A 13192-nucleotide genomic window follows, 5' to 3' on the forward strand; every position below is an offset into this window, starting at 1 on the left:
ATCACTCAGCTCGGCGCGTCCCCAGCCAGTAGAACACACCGGCCAGTATCACCGACCCGATCAGCAGATAGAACACCGCCACCGGCACCAGGTGCCCGAGCGCGACGCCCACCAGCACCGGCCCCAGTGCCGCGCCCAGGTTGCCCAGGTTCTGTGCGCCGTAATAGATGCCGCGCAGGTGCTCCGGGGCGATGAGGTCGATGAACATGTACTCGGCCGGAATCACGATGATCTCGCCCAGGGTGAACACCAGCATCGCCAGGCACCAGGCCAGCGCCGTGCCGGCCAGGGAAAAACCCAGCAGCCCGGCGACGAACAGGCCCATGCCGGCCATCAGCCAGGGCATCAGCCGGCGCCGGTCGATGCGCTTGCCGATCAGGTACTGCAAGGCGATTACCGTCACCGCGTTGGTGGTCACCAGGTAGCCGACCAGCCGCGCCGCCTCGGCGGGGTTGCGGGTCACCACCAGGTACTGCGACAGGTAGGCGGTGAACTGGCCGAACACCACCGCGCTGAGCACGCCGCCCAGGGTGAAGCATACCAGCCGCCGGTCGCGCAGCAGGCCCAGCGCCACCTGGCCGAAGCCGGCGCCGGGCTGCGGCCGGTCCTGGGGCTGCAGGTCGCGAACGCCCAGGCGCTGGTAAGCCAGGCACATGGCAAGCCCAATGAGTGCCGAGACCACAAAGGGCAGGTGGCCGTCCACCTCGATCAGGGCCACGCCGAGCATCGGCCCCACGGCATAGGCGATGTTGCTCAGGGTGTACTTGATGGCGAACACCTCGGCGCGCTGCTCCACCGGCAACAGGGCGCAGAAGGCGGCCTTGGCGGCGATGTCGACCAGCGCCAGGGCCAGGTTGATCACCACCAGGCAGAGAAAGAACAGGGCGGCCGAGCGACTGGCGATGGCGCCGACGAAGGCCAGGGCGAACACCAGCAGGCTGGCGATCACCAGGGTGTGGTTGCGCACGGTGTCGACCAGGTGCCCGCCATACAGGCTCAGCAGCGAGGCGACGATCAGCGCGCCGCCGATCACCAGGCCGATACGGCCGACCGAAAGCTGGAAGTTGTCGGCCAGGTAGACCACCAGGTAGGGCAGGGTGATCGCCCGGGCCATGGTCAGGGTGAAGGTGGTGAGTAAGAGCAGGCGTACCGGGTTGGGGTAGCGCTTGAGGGCGGTGAGCATCGACAGGTCCTTGTCATTATTGTCATCAGGAAAACCGCGCCAAGCATATTCCAGGGCCTGGGGTTTTAGCTATATCTACAAAACAGATAACAGATAGAGAAATTACCCGTTATATAGATATTCTTCGAAGGCATAAGATGAATCCACCTTACACAAGGCCAGGAGACATCCCATGCCATGCACCCAGACCCGCGCCCCGTCGTGGCGCCCGTTGAGCCATCTGGCCCATCCCCGCGAAGTGATCCGCCAGTTCACCCCCAACTGGTTCGCCGCGACCATGGGCACCGGCGTGCTGGCCCTGGCGTTGCACCAGGTGCAGGTGCCACTGCTGGACGCGCTTGCCGAGGGCCTGTGGTGGCTGACCATTGGCCTGTTCACCCTGTTCTGCGTCTTGTACGGCGCCCGCTGGGTGATGTTCTTCGACGAGGCGCGGCGGATTTTTGCCCACTCCACCGTGTCGATGTTCTTCGGCACCATCCCCATGGGCCTGGCCACCATCCTCAACGGCGCCCTGGTATTCGGCCTGGCGCGCTGGGGCGAGGCGGTGGTGCCGTGGGTGGAAATGCTTTGGTGGCTGGACGTGGGCCTGGCGCTGCTGTGCGGCGTGGCCATTCCCTACCTGATGTTCACTCGCCAGGAGCACAGCATCGACCAGATGACCGCGGTGTGGCTGCTGCCGGTGGTGGCGGCGGAGGTCGCCGCCGCCAGTGGCGGATTGCTGGCGCCGCACCTGGTGGATGCGCACCGGCAGTTCCTGGTGGTGATCACCAGCTATGTGATGTGGGCGGTGTCGTTGCCGGTGGCTTTCAGCATCCTCACCATCCTCATGCTGCGCATGGCCCTGCATAAACTGCCGCCGGCCAACATGGCCGCCTCCAGCTGGCTGGCCCTGGGCCCGATCGGTACCGGCGCGCTGGGCATGCTGGTGCTCGGCGGCGATGCCCCTGCGGTGTTCGCCGCCAATGGCCTGGGCGGCCTCGGCGAGGTGGCCCGCGGGCTGGGGCTGGTGGCCGGTATCGTGCTGTGGGGCGCGGGGCTGTGGTGGTTGCTGACGGCGGTGCTGATCACCTTGCGCTACATGCGCCAGGGCATGCCGTTCAACCTGGGCTGGTGGGGGTTCACCTTCCCGCTGGGTGTGTATTGCCTGGCCACCCTGAAGCTGGCGGCCTGGCTTGAGCTGGGTTTCTTCAGTGTGTTTGGCCAGGCACTGGTGGTAGCGCTGGCGCTGCTCTGGCTGCTGGTGGCCAGCCGTACCCTGCGTGGGGCGTGGCGTGGCGAGCTGTTCGTCTCGCCCTGCATTGCCCGGCAGTAACGGCGGGGATTCAGAGATTGGGCGTGTAGTTGAAGCTGCCTGAGGCCTCTGCGTCGGTGAACGGGGCGATCGGTGCCTTGCGGTTCAGCATGTCATTGACCATCGAGCCCGGTAACATCTGGATGCTGTTGTTGAAGCGCTCCACTTCGCCGTTGAAGATGACGATCGCCGCACCGACGTTTTCCTGTTGTTCGGTGATTTCCCGCATGAAGTTGCCGAGCACCTCGGACGCCTTGAGGTCAGGATAAGCTTCGACGGCAACGCGCAGGCCATTGAGCAGCGAGCGGGTGGCGCTCTCGGCGGCGACCAACGAAGTGCCGTTGGCCGCGCTCGGCAGCTCGGCAATGGCGCTGCGCAGGCGCGTGATCTCGCTCATCAGGTTGTGTTCGTAGTCCTGATAGTGGCTGACATGCGGCTGCAAGCCGTCGAGTACCTTGCTCTTCTGCCGCTCGTAGGTCAGCACGTCGGCCCAGGCCCGTTGCGCACGGTTGTGGCCGCCGATGATCGCGTTGTAGTAGCTGATCACGGCCAGCAGGCCCAGAACGGCGACGCTAATGCCGATGATGACGGGTAGATCCATTGTCAGTTTTCCCTCTGAATGGCGGTTGGGGTGGGTGATTCGAAATTGTCGTCATGCTGCTCGGCGAGCACGTGGATCGCTTCCAGCAAGGTAGTCAGCGCGGGCAAGTCGATGCCCGCTTCGATGGCCTTGTAAAAGGCCCCTGGGTTGCTCAAGTCACCCGGCATCTCGAAGTCGATGAGGTTGTTGTCGTCGAAGCTGAGGCAGAGCCCGGCGCCGTCGGCGGCGAATTCCAGATTGGGGTTGCGCAGGCGCGCGGTCATGCTCAGCAGGTGCAGTACCGTGACGGGCTTGGCGAACCGGGCGCAGGCCATCGCACTTGTGCCGCTGAGGGTGAGTGTGCTGTTGAAGGCGCTTGAGGTGGTTTCGTAGGTGTGGTCGAGGTCGATCTTGGTCTGTTTGTCGCTGCGCACGGCGATACCTTGCACCCACGGGAAATCCACCACCAGGCTGTAGCGCCGATACTGGTCGTAGACGTTTCGGGACCGTGTCACGGTTTCACCCTTGCTGTTTGTCTCGGTATAGGTCTGTGTATGCCTGTCGACGTATTCCAGGTCGACATAGTGGTAAGTGAGGGTGTGCAGAGGGCCTTTGAACGTGCCTTTCAACGCGAGTTGTATCTGGCGACGGTGATTGCCTCGCGCGTAATCACGGAAGGATTGCTGCAACCGGACCAGCAATTGTTCGGGGGACGTGCCGATTTCCCCGAGGCCGTTGGCGAACCTGCTCGAGCGCAGCGCCAGTGCCCTGGACAGTTCGGGCAGCAGGTGGCGGCCGCGAGCGATGTAGGAAAGCGTGCCGGTGACGAAAAGGATGCTTGGCCCCGCGATGATCCAGGCGCAGGTCGACGGTGTGAAACCCCAGGCCTCGGCCAACCAGGTCAGGATTGCCCAGGGCCCCAGGTAGTTGGCCGCCAGGGCGACGATCGCCAGGACCGTGAAGACTTGGATCGCTTGCCAGTCGGCTTTGTACTCGAACCGCAGCTTGCCCTTGTAGTCAACGAATTTGCCCACGATAGCAAGGAGATCGGCGGTGTTTTTCGCCGATTTCGTGGCTTCGGTGGCGGCGTCGATCATCGCCGCCAACCGCTTGTCTTCATTCATGGTATTTCGATGTCCATTTCCTGGGGGCGTCCTGCAGAGAGGCTCTCGGTGCATCTAGCCTCGTTCATGCGCCCTGGATGGGGCGGCTTTTTTCGGTGCCTGGCAGTCTGCCATCGCCCTGGCTGTCTTTCCAGCGTGCCGGCAAGGTTGCCATGACCAGGCATTCCCGTGCAGATTTGTGGCTTATCACGCTGTACGTGCCTCCAATGACAAAGCCCAACCAGGTACAAGGACGATGAGTCACCCCTCGCAATTCACCCTGCTCGGCAAGCGGCGCTTCCTGCCGTTCTTCATTACCCAGTCGCTGGGCGCCTTCAACGACAACCTGTTCAAGCAGTCGCTGATCCTGGCGATCCTCTACAAGCTGAGCCTGGAAGGCGACCGCTCGATCTGGGTCAACCTCTGCGCCTTGCTGTTCATCCTGCCGTTCTTCCTGTTCTCGGCGCTGGCCGGGCAGTTCGGCGAGAAGTTCGCCAAGGACCGGCTGATCCGCGCGATCAAGCTGGCCGAGATCGTCATCATGGCCATCGGCGCGACCGGTTTCGTCACCCATCACCTGGAACTGATGCTGGTGGCGCTGTTCGCCATGGGCACCCACTCGGCGCTGTTCGGCCCGGTGAAGTACTCGATCCTGCCCCAGGCCCTGCGTGAGGAGGAGCTTGTAGGCGGCAACGGCCTGGTGGAGATGGGTACCTTCCTGGCGATCCTGGCCGGGACCATCGGCGCCGGGATGCTGATGTCCTCCAGCCAGTACGCGGTGCTGGCTGCCGCCGGGGTGGTGGCCACCGCCGTGCTGGGCTACCTGGCCAGCCGCTGGATCCCCCGCGCCGCCGCCGCCGCGCCGCAAATGAAACTGGACTGGAACATCTTCAAGCAGTCGTGGCTGACCCTGCGCCTGGGCCTGGGCCAGACCCCGGCGGTGTCGCGCTCGATCGTCGGCAACTCGTGGTTCTGGTTCGTCGGCGCCATCTACCTCACGCAGATTCCGGCCTATGCCAAGGACTGGCTGCACGGCGACGAGACCGTGGTCACCCTGGTGCTGACCCTGTTCTCGGTGGGCATCGCCGTCGGCTCGCTGCTGTGCGAGCGCCTGAGCGGGCGCAAGGTGGAGATCGGCCTGGTGCCGTTCGGCTCGTTCGGCCTGACGTTGTTCGGCCTGCTCTGGTGGTGGCATTCGGGCGATGTGCCGGTCGGCGTCGTGCCCCATGACTGGCTGGCGTTGCTGGGCATGAGCCAGGCCTGGTGGATCATGCTGTCGATCGTCGGCCTGGGCATCTTCGGTGGTTTCTACATCGTGCCGCTGTACGCGCTGATCCAGGCGCGCACCCCGGAAGACCAGCGGGCCCGGGTAATCGCCGCGAACAACATCCTCAACGCGCTGTTCATGGTGGTGTCGGCGATCATCACCATCGCCCTGTTGAGCCTGGCCAAGCTGAGCATCCCGCAGCTGTTCCTGGTGGTGTCGCTGCTCAATATCGCCGTCAACGCCTACATCTTCCGCATCGTGCCGGAATTCACCATGCGCTTCCTGATCTGGCTGCTCAGCCACTCGATGTACCGGGTTGAGCACCGCGAGCTGCAGCGTATTCCCGATGAAGGCGCGGCGCTGCTGGTGTGCAACCATGTGTCGTTCGTCGATGCGCTGCTGATCGGTGGGGCGATCCGCCGGCCGATCCGTTTCGTCATGTACTACAAGATCTACAACCTGCCGGTGCTCAACTTCGTGTTCCGTACCGCCGGCGCCATTCCCATCGCCGGGCGCGGCGAGGACGAGGCCACCTACGAGCGTGCCTTCGCCCGTATCGCCCAGTACCTGGCCGACGGCGAGTTGGTGTGCATCTTCCCCGAAGGCAAGCTGAGCGCGGACGGTGAGATCGATGTGTTCAAGGGCGGGGTGAACCGCATCCTGCAGGAGACGCCGGTGCCGGTGATTCCGCTGGCGCTGCAGGGGCTGTGGGGCAGTTTCTTCAGTCGTGACCCGAACAAGGGCTTCTTCAAGCGCCTGTGGTCGCGGGTGACCCTGGTGGCCGGCGCCGCCATCCCGGTGGAGGCGGCGCAGCCCGAGGCGCTGCGCGAGCAGGTGAGCCTGCTGCGCGGCGACTTGCGTTAAGGGAAACGGAGGGAGGTCAGCTGGCGCTGACCTTCAGGCCGACCAGGCCGGTGATGATCAGGGCGACACTGGCCAGGCGGATCAGCGCCATGGATTCGCCGAACAGGATGATCCCGGCGATCACCGTGCCGACCGCGCCGACGCCGGTCCAGATGGCATAGGCGGTGCCCAGCGGCAGCTCCTTCATGGCCAGGCCCAACAGGCCAAGGCTGATGACCATGGCACCGACGGTGAGGATGGTGGGCATGGGGCGGGTGAAGCCGTCGGTGTACTTGAGGCCGACAGCCCAGCCAACTTCGAACAGGCCGGCGAACAACAGGATGATCCAGGACATGGTGAGTCTCCATCGATTCAATGATGGGGCCGTCCCCGGTATGTTCACGCACAGCGTCGTGAGGCCGTCCTCACAGTGCGCACTATACTGCACATTTGTGGCGGGAGTGGCAAGTGTGACGGATCAATGGTGCCTGTGCCGGCCTCTTCGCGGGTAAACCCGCTCCCACAGGATCACCACAGGCTTGATGCTACGCAATACCTGTGGGAGCGGGTTTACCCGCGAAAGGCCCGTTCAGGACCAGCTCAGAATGGGCCAGCGATTGGTCTGCGCATGCTCGCGCAGCACCGGGTCCGGGTTCACCACGTGCGGGTGATCGACCTTCAGCAGCAGCGGCAGGTCGTTGCGTGAATCCGAGTAGAAACTCGCGCCCTCCAGGTTCTCCTGCTCCTGGTCCAGCCACTCCAGCAAACGGGTGATCTTGCCCTCGCGGTAGGTGAGCACGCCGTGGGTCTTGCCGGTGAACACGCCATTGACCGCCTCCAGCTCGATGGCCAGGTACTCGTCGACGCCCAGGCGCGCCGCGATCGGCCCGACCAGGTGGGTGCCGCTGGCCGAGATGATCAGGATCCGGTCACCACGCTTGCGGTGTTCGGCGATGCAGCGGCAGGCGTCGCCGTAGATGATCGGCTCGATCACGTCCTCCACCCAGGGCTCGACCAGGTGCTCGACCTCTTCCAGGGTACGCCCGGCGATGGGCTCCAGGCTGAAGGCCATGTAGTCCTCCATGGCCAGGTGGCCCTTGCCGTAGGCTTCCATCAGCTCATGGTCGCGCTTGAGGAAAGCCTTGCCGTCGACCCAGCCCAGCCGGGCCATCTGCTCGCTCCACAGTGACGCGCAGTCGCCGTAGATCAGGGTTTCGTCCAGATCGAAGATTGCCAGTGCCATGCGTTGCTTCTCCTTAGGCCACTTCCCGTAGCGCCGTGGGGTCGATCGACAAGGATACCCGCTGCCCGTCCGCGTGCAGGTCGGCCGCGCAGCGGTTGAGCACGTCCACCACCAGCTCGACGTCGCGCACCCGTACCCGGTAGCGGATGACGTTGCCCAGCAGGCTGTGGCTGCGGATCTCGCCGTCCAGTTCGCCGTTCAGGCCCAGGGTGATGGACTCCGGGCGGATCGCCAGGCGACCGTTGACCGGGCGTTGCAGCAGGCGGCTGGCGCTGTCGGCGTCGAGCAGATTGTAATTGCCGATGAAGCCTGCGGCGAACAGGTCCACGGGCGCGGTGTAGAGGGTCTCGGCATCGCCGCTCTGGACGATGCGGCCCTGGTTCATCAGGACGATGCGGTCCGACATGGTCAGCGCCTCTTCCTGATCGTGGGTGACGAAGATGGTGGTCAGCCCCAGCTCGCGCTGGATGGCGCGAATCTGTTCGCGCAGGTGCTTGCGGATGCGCGCATCCAGCGCCGACAGCGGTTCGTCGAGCAGCAGCAGGCGCGGGCGGGTGACCAGCGAGCGGGCCAGGGCCACACGCTGGCACTGGCCACCGGACAGCTGGTGCGGGTAGCGCCCGGCGAAGCTGCCGAGTTCGACCAGATCGAGTACTTCGCGCACCCGCGCCTGGCTTTCGTCGGCCTTGACCTTCTGCATGCGCAGGCCGAAGGCGACGTTCTGTTCCACGGTCATGTTGGGGAACAGCGCGTAGCTCTGGAACACCATGCCGATGCCGCGCTTCTGCGGGCTCACTGGCACGATGTCCTGGCTGTCGAGGAGGATTCGCCCGCTGTCCACCGGGGTCAGGCCGGCGATGCAGCGCAGCAGCGTGGACTTGCCGCAGCCCGAAGGGCCGAGCAGGGTGACGAACTCGCCGCGCTCGATCTGGCAGTCGATGTTCTCGAACACCGGGCTGCCGGCGTAGCTCTTTTGCAGTTTCTGTACGCTGACGAAGCTCATGTCAGGTCTTGTCCTTGTTCAGGCGGTTGGCGACCCAGGTCAGCACCAGCACGAAGGCGAAGTAGGAGATGACCAGCGCGCTGTTGAAGTGGCCGCTGCTGTTGCGCATGTTGTTCAGGTACACCTGCAGGGTCTCGTAGCGGGTGCCCACCAGCAGGTTGGCGAACACGAACTCGCCGAACAGGAACGAGAACGACAGCAGCAGCGCCACCATCAGGCCCTTGCGCAGGTTCGGCAGCACCACCAGCAGCGCCGCCTTCAGAGGGCTGGCGCCAAGCAACTGGGCGGCGTCCATCAGGTCGCGCAGGTTGATGGCTTGCAGGTTGTTGGTGATCGCCCGGTACATGAACGGCAGGGCGATGGTGAAGTAGCAGCCGATCAGGATCCACGGCGTGCCGACCATGGCCAGCGGCCCGCTGCCATACAGCTGCAGCAGGCCCACCGCCGACACCACCGGCGGCACCGCGAAGGGCAGCAGGATCAGCACGTTCATCAGCGCGTCGAGTTTCGGGAAGTGGTAGTGCACCACGAACAGGAGCGGCAGGATCAGCACCACCGAAAGCACCAGCGCACCCACGCACACCAGCAATGACTGGCCGAAGGCGGCGAGAAAGCGCGGCTCGCTCCACAGCGCCAGGTACCACTTGAAGGTCAGCCCGCTGGGCAGCAGGGTCGCCGACCAGCTGGTGGCCAGCGAGTAGAGCAGGGTGCCGGCCAGCGGCAGTAGCAGGATGAGGAACAGCAGATACACCACCACGCGGTGGTAGAGTCCGCCGGCGTTGTTCTCAGCGCGCATGGTAGCTCCTCTTGAGCAGCCATTGATGGACCACCGTGACCACCGTCATCAGGCCCACCAGCACCATCGCCAGGGCGCTGGCCAGGTTCGGGTCGAGGCTGATGTCGCCGGCCACCAGCCCGGCGATGCGGATCGGCAGCACGTTGAAGTTGCCGGTGGTCAGGGCGTAGACGGTGGCGTAGGCGCCCAGGGCGTTGGCCAGCAGGATGACGAAGGTGCCGAGCAGCGCCGGGGTCAGCACCGGCAGGCCGATATGCCGCCAGAACTGCCAGTGGCTGGCGCCGAGCAGTGCGGCGGATTCGCGCCAGTCCTCGCGCAGGGCGTCGAAGGCCGGGTAGAGCAGCAACACGCCCAGGGGGATCTGGAAGTAGGTGTACACCAGGATCAGGCCGGTCTTGGAGTAGATGCTGAAGTCGCCGAGCAGGCCCATCTGCTTGAGCAGCAGCGTCAGTGCACCGTTAAAGCCGAGCAGGATGATGAAGGCGAACGCCAGGGGCACGCCGGCGAAGTTGCTGGTCATGTTGGCGAAGGCGCTGACGAAGTCGCGCAGCTTCGAGTCGACCCGGCGCAGCGAATAGGCGCCCAGGGTGGCGATGACGATGCCGAACAGGCTCGACCAGAAGCTGATCTCCAGGCTGCGTTGCAGCGCCTGCAGGTAGAACTTCGAGGCGAAGATCTTGCTGAAATTGGCCAGGCCCCAGCCGCTCTCGCTCTGCAGGCTGTTGAGGGCGACCCAGGCCAGCGGCGCGACCTGGAAGATGATGAAGAACACGGCGAACGGCAGCAGGCAGAGCAGGGCCAGGTAGCGGCCGCGATGGCTTGCATTCACTTGAGCAGCTCCCGGCAGACCGGTTTGTCGTGGGCGGCGCCAAGCAGTTCGCAGATCGTGCCGCACAGTTCGGTCTGCAACGGCTTGGCCGCGGGATCGAGGCTGAACGCCTCGCCGAACACGAACAGCGGCACTTCGCGCTCCTCGGCCAGCAGGCCGTTGTGCGAGCGGTCGTTGTTCATGCCGTGGTCGGCGGTGACCAGCACCTGGTAGCCCTCCTCGAGCCAGCGTGGCAGGTAGTCGGCCAGGAGGATGTCGGCGCTGCGCGCGGCATTGCGGTATTGGCTGCTGTCCAGGCCGTGGCGGTGGCCGGCGTCGTCGATGTTCATCGGGTGCACCAGCAGGAAGTTCGGGGCGTGGCGGCGGCGCAGGTACTCGGCGTCGGCCAGCAGGTGCGAATCGGGGTAATGGTCGGCGTAGTAGAACAGGCCGTGCTGGATCGGCAGCTTCGGCGCGTGGGTATGGCGGTCGCGCAGCGGGTCGAAGGGCGAGCGGTTGTACAGCTCGCTCATCCAGTGATAGGCCGCGGCGGCAGTGCCCAGGCCAGCCTCGCGGGCGTAGTGGAACACGCTGCGCTGGTTGGACAGGCGGTTGACGTTGTTGTGCACGATGCCGCTGTCGATCGGCGGCACGCCGGTGAGGATGCATTCGTACAGCGGTCGCGACAGTGACGGCAGCTCGCATTCCACCCGGTACAGCGCGGCGCGGTCGGCCTCGACGTAGGCGTGCAGGTGGCCCATGGCATGGTGCGCGACCTGGTGGTTGAGGCCGTCGAGCAGGACCAGGATGACGTTGTGTTGCATGTTGGCTCCAGGGAAACGGGGCTTCGTGGGAGCGGGCTTGCCCCGCGATGGCGATCGCGGGGCAAGCCCGCTCCCACGAGGATGATGGCGCTTATTCCATCTCGATGATCACCTGCTCCTGCCACTTCTGCGGCAGGGCCTTGGAGGTCGCTTCCCAGGCTTCGGCGTTCTTGATCGGCTGGGCGGCCTTGTACTGCTCGTTGGGCAGCAGCTTGGCCTGCACGTCCGCAGGCAGCTTCAGGTGCTCGGCGCGGATCGGCCGGGCGTGGCCGATGGCCAGGTTGGTCTGTCCGGCATCGCTGAAGATGTACTCACGGGCAAGCTTGGCCGCGTTCGGGTGCTTGGCGTACTTGTTGATGATGGTGGTGTAGCCGGAGGTGATCGAGCCGTCCGACGGAATCAGCACCTCGAAGCGTTTCGGGTCGATCTGGTCGCGGTAGCTCAGGCCGTTGAAGTCCCACACCACGCCCACTTCCACCTCGCCCTTCTCGAGGGTCTGGATGGTCGGGTTGGCCAGCGACAGGCGCTTCTGCTGGGCCAGCTTGGTGAACAGCTGCAGGCCCGGCTCGATGTTGCTCTCGTCACCCTTGTAGGCGATGGCGGCGGCAAGCACGCCGTTGGCGGCCTGGGCGGCGGTACCGACGTCACCGATGGCGACCTTGTACTTGCCCTTTTCCAGGTCGTGCCAGGTGGTCGGGCGTTCGCCTTCCTTGACCAGGTCCTTGTTGATGATGAAGGCGATGGTGCCGGTGTAGGCCAGCGCCCAGTGGCCGTCCTGGTCCTTGGCCCACGCCGGCACCTGGTCCCAGGTGCTCGGTTTGTAGGCCTGGGTAACGCCCTTGGCGACCGCGATCGGGCCGAAGGCGGCGCCGACGTCGCCGATATCGGCGCTGGCGTTGTCCTTCTCGGCGTCGAACTTGGCGATCTCCTGGGCCGAGCTCATGTCGGTGTCGCTGTGCTTGAGGCCGTACTTCTTGGCCAGGTCTTCCCAGGTGCCTTTCCAGTTGGCCCAGGCATCGGGCATGCCCACGCTGTTGACGGTGCCTTCCTTGCGGGCGGCGTCTTCAAGGGCCTTGAGGTCCTGGGCCATGGCCGAGGTGCAAAAAGCGATGGCCGAACCGAGCAGTGACGCCATGAACAACTTTTTCATCCGAAGCTCCTTTGGTGGGTGCCTTGCATTCGTTGTTATGAACAGAAGCGGTGCTTGCGAACCCTTGGTCTAGGTCAGCAAACCTTGAGCCAAGGTAGGCCTGTTGCGTGACAGTTTGATGTAAGGAGAGGGCGCGGGTGGCAGGCCGATGGCTCTGGGAATACAGCGTAGACCACATCGAAAGCCTTGAATCGCGTGGCCTGGCCCGGATCTGGCAAGTCCCTGGGCGAGGCTTTGTCACAGGATGTTCATCAGCCATGCCTAGGCTTGTAGCCATCGCCACATGCCCTGTTATGGGGCTGGACTAGTCCAGATAGGTAACCTTTGATGCAAGCGACGCCACCGCGCGCGGTAACAGCCATCTGCCATGCCCTGCAGGAGCAGATCGAACACGGCCTGCTGGCCCCCGGCGGCAAGCTGCCGGCCGAGCGCAGGCTCAGCGAAGTGTTCGACACCACGCGCATCACCCTGCGCGAGGCGCTGGTGCAGCTGGAGGCCCAGGGGCTGATCTACCGCGAGGAGCGCCGTGGCTGGTTCGTCGCGCCCGAGCGGCTGACCTACGACCTGATCGAGCGCAGCCATTTCCATGCGATGGTCCGCGACCAGGGGCGGGTACCGAGCACCGAGTTGTTGTCGGCGCGCCTGCAGCCGGCCTCGGCGTCGATCTGCGCGCGCCTGCGCCTGCCGGCGTTGTCCAGCGTGGTGCGGATCTGCCGTCTGCGGCGCATTGACGGCAGGGCGGTGCTGTATGCCGAGCACTACCTCAACCCGCGCTACTTCCCGAAGATTCTTGAGCTGGACCTGGCCCGGTCGCTGACCGAGATCTATGCGCGGGAGTACGCCATTCACTATGGGCAGGTGTGCTTCGAGATCCTGCCGACCGCGTTGCCGGTGGCGGCGGCGGGGGCGTTGAAGGTTTCGGCGGGCAGTCCGGGCTTGCATATCACCCGGGTCAACAGCGACCAGCATGGGCATCTGATCGACTGTGACCTGGAATATTGGCGCCACGATGCGATCCGCATCCGTGCCCAGGCGGGATAAGGTGTTGGATTCTTCGCGGGTAAACCCGCTCCCACAGGGACCCCACAATTTTCGAATGTG

At 64.7% G+C, this 13192-nt stretch carries 13 protein-coding genes; 3 read left to right on the forward strand and 10 right to left on the reverse strand.

Annotated features, from left to right (window positions below; all coding sequences use genetic code 11):
* Window position 1 precedes the first annotated feature (1 nt).
* The gene (locus tag PRtIB026_RS10015) at window positions 2–1183 is read right to left on the reverse strand and encodes an MFS transporter (RefSeq protein WP_203647668.1); all 1182 of its coding nucleotides are present in this window, start codon (window positions 1181–1183) and stop codon (window positions 2–4) included.
* A gap of 172 nt (window positions 1184–1355) precedes the next feature.
* On the opposite strand from PRtIB026_RS10015, the gene PRtIB026_RS10020 reads away from it, so the two are divergent.
* Window positions 1356–2495 carry a TDT family transporter gene (locus PRtIB026_RS10020; protein ID WP_203647667.1) on the forward strand — a complete coding sequence of 380 codons (1140 nt, stop codon included), beginning with the start codon at window positions 1356–1358 and terminating at the stop codon, window positions 2493–2495.
* A gap of 10 nt (window positions 2496–2505) precedes the next feature.
* On the opposite strand, the gene PRtIB026_RS10025 is transcribed toward PRtIB026_RS10020, so the two are convergent.
* Both PRtIB026_RS10025 and PRtIB026_RS10030 read right to left on the reverse strand, forming a co-directional pair.
* Window positions 2506–3075 carry a LemA family protein gene (locus PRtIB026_RS10025; RefSeq protein ID WP_203647666.1) on the reverse strand — a complete coding sequence of 190 codons (570 nt, stop codon included), beginning with the start codon at window positions 3073–3075 and terminating at the stop codon, window positions 2506–2508.
* Window positions 3076–3077: 2 nt separating this feature from the next.
* Entirely contained in the window at window positions 3078–4178 is a 1101-nt protein-coding gene (locus tag PRtIB026_RS10030; protein WP_203647665.1) for a hypothetical protein, read from the reverse strand.
* 235 nt (window positions 4179–4413) lie between these two features.
* Between PRtIB026_RS10030 and PRtIB026_RS10035 the strand changes: the two genes are divergently transcribed.
* Window positions 4414–6288 (forward strand): MFS transporter, encoded by a 1875-nt coding sequence (locus PRtIB026_RS10035; RefSeq protein WP_203647664.1) that lies wholly within the window; start codon window positions 4414–4416, stop codon window positions 6286–6288.
* Window positions 6289–6304: 16 nt separating this feature from the next.
* Here the strand turns inward: PRtIB026_RS10035 and sugE are convergent, their stop codons facing one another.
* From sugE to PRtIB026_RS10070, 7 genes are all read right to left on the reverse strand, one after another.
* Window positions 6305–6622, reverse strand: coding sequence for a quaternary ammonium compound efflux SMR transporter SugE (gene sugE / locus PRtIB026_RS10040; protein WP_203647663.1), 318 nt, complete (start codon window positions 6620–6622; stop codon window positions 6305–6307).
* Window positions 6623–6856: 234 nt separating this feature from the next.
* Window positions 6857–7510: an HAD family hydrolase gene (locus PRtIB026_RS10045; protein WP_203647662.1), complete on the reverse strand. Its 654-nt coding sequence runs from the start codon at window positions 7508–7510 to the stop codon at window positions 6857–6859.
* A gap of 13 nt (window positions 7511–7523) precedes the next feature.
* Window positions 7524–8513, reverse strand: a complete 990-nt coding sequence (locus tag PRtIB026_RS10050; protein ID WP_203647661.1) for an ABC transporter ATP-binding protein — start codon at window positions 8511–8513, stop codon at window positions 7524–7526.
* Window position 8514: 1 nt separating this feature from the next.
* Window positions 8515–9309 carry an ABC transporter permease gene (locus tag PRtIB026_RS10055; RefSeq protein WP_203647660.1) on the reverse strand — a complete coding sequence of 265 codons (795 nt, stop codon included), beginning with the start codon at window positions 9307–9309 and terminating at the stop codon, window positions 8515–8517.
* Window positions 9299–10138: an ABC transporter permease gene (locus PRtIB026_RS10060; RefSeq protein ID WP_011532723.1), complete on the reverse strand. Its 840-nt coding sequence runs from the start codon at window positions 10136–10138 to the stop codon at window positions 9299–9301. The genes PRtIB026_RS10055 and PRtIB026_RS10060 overlap by 11 nt, the downstream gene beginning before the upstream one ends.
* Window positions 10135–10941 carry an alkaline phosphatase family protein gene (locus PRtIB026_RS10065; protein WP_203647659.1) on the reverse strand — a complete coding sequence of 269 codons (807 nt, stop codon included), beginning with the start codon at window positions 10939–10941 and terminating at the stop codon, window positions 10135–10137. Before PRtIB026_RS10065 ends, PRtIB026_RS10060 begins: the two co-directional genes overlap by 4 nt.
* Window positions 10942–11032: 91 nt before the next feature.
* On the reverse strand, window positions 11033–12091 hold the full coding sequence (locus PRtIB026_RS10070; protein WP_050704574.1) for an ABC transporter substrate-binding protein: 1059 nt from the start codon (window positions 12089–12091) through the stop codon (window positions 11033–11035).
* A gap of 327 nt (window positions 12092–12418) precedes the next feature.
* Between PRtIB026_RS10070 and PRtIB026_RS10075 the strand changes: the two genes are divergently transcribed.
* A complete protein-coding gene (locus PRtIB026_RS10075) occupies window positions 12419–13132 on the forward strand; it encodes a UTRA domain-containing protein (protein ID WP_203647658.1) in 714 nt (237 codons plus the stop codon).
* Window positions 13133–13192 lie beyond the last annotated feature (60 nt).

The organism is Pseudomonas sp. RtIB026 (assembly GCF_016861355.2).
GTDB lineage: Bacteria > Pseudomonadota > Gammaproteobacteria > Pseudomonadales > Pseudomonadaceae > Aquipseudomonas > Aquipseudomonas peradeniyensis.

Bases quoted from the DNA above. Each gene is read 5' to 3' on its own strand.
- PRtIB026_RS10015 (WP_203647668.1), bottom strand. From the start codon at position 1,183: ATGCTCACCGCCCTCAAGCGCTACCCCAACCCGGTACGCCTGCTCTTA.
- PRtIB026_RS10020 (WP_203647667.1), top strand. From the start codon at position 1,356: ATGCCATGCACCCAGACCCGCGCCCCGTCGTGGCGCCCGTTGAGCCAT.
- PRtIB026_RS10025 (WP_203647666.1), bottom strand. From the start codon at position 3,075: ATGGATCTACCCGTCATCATCGGCATTAGCGTCGCCGTTCTGGGCCTG.
- PRtIB026_RS10030 (WP_203647665.1), bottom strand. From the start codon at position 4,178: ATGAATGAAGACAAGCGGTTGGCGGCGATGATCGACGCCGCCACCGAA.
- PRtIB026_RS10035 (WP_203647664.1), top strand. From the start codon at position 4,414: ATGAGTCACCCCTCGCAATTCACCCTGCTCGGCAAGCGGCGCTTCCTG.
- sugE (WP_203647663.1), bottom strand. From the start codon at position 6,622: ATGTCCTGGATCATCCTGTTGTTCGCCGGCCTGTTCGAAGTTGGCTGG.
- PRtIB026_RS10045 (WP_203647662.1), bottom strand. From the start codon at position 7,510: ATGGCACTGGCAATCTTCGATCTGGACGAAACCCTGATCTACGGCGAC.
- PRtIB026_RS10050 (WP_203647661.1), bottom strand. From the start codon at position 8,513: ATGAGCTTCGTCAGCGTACAGAAACTGCAAAAGAGCTACGCCGGCAGC.
- PRtIB026_RS10055 (WP_203647660.1), bottom strand. From the start codon at position 9,309: ATGCGCGCTGAGAACAACGCCGGCGGACTCTACCACCGCGTGGTGGTG.
- PRtIB026_RS10065 (WP_203647659.1), bottom strand. From the start codon at position 10,941: ATGCAACACAACGTCATCCTGGTCCTGCTCGACGGCCTCAACCACCAG.
- PRtIB026_RS10070 (WP_050704574.1), bottom strand. From the start codon at position 12,091: ATGAAAAAGTTGTTCATGGCGTCACTGCTCGGTTCGGCCATCGCTTTT.
- PRtIB026_RS10075 (WP_203647658.1), top strand. From the start codon at position 12,419: ATGCAAGCGACGCCACCGCGCGCGGTAACAGCCATCTGCCATGCCCTG.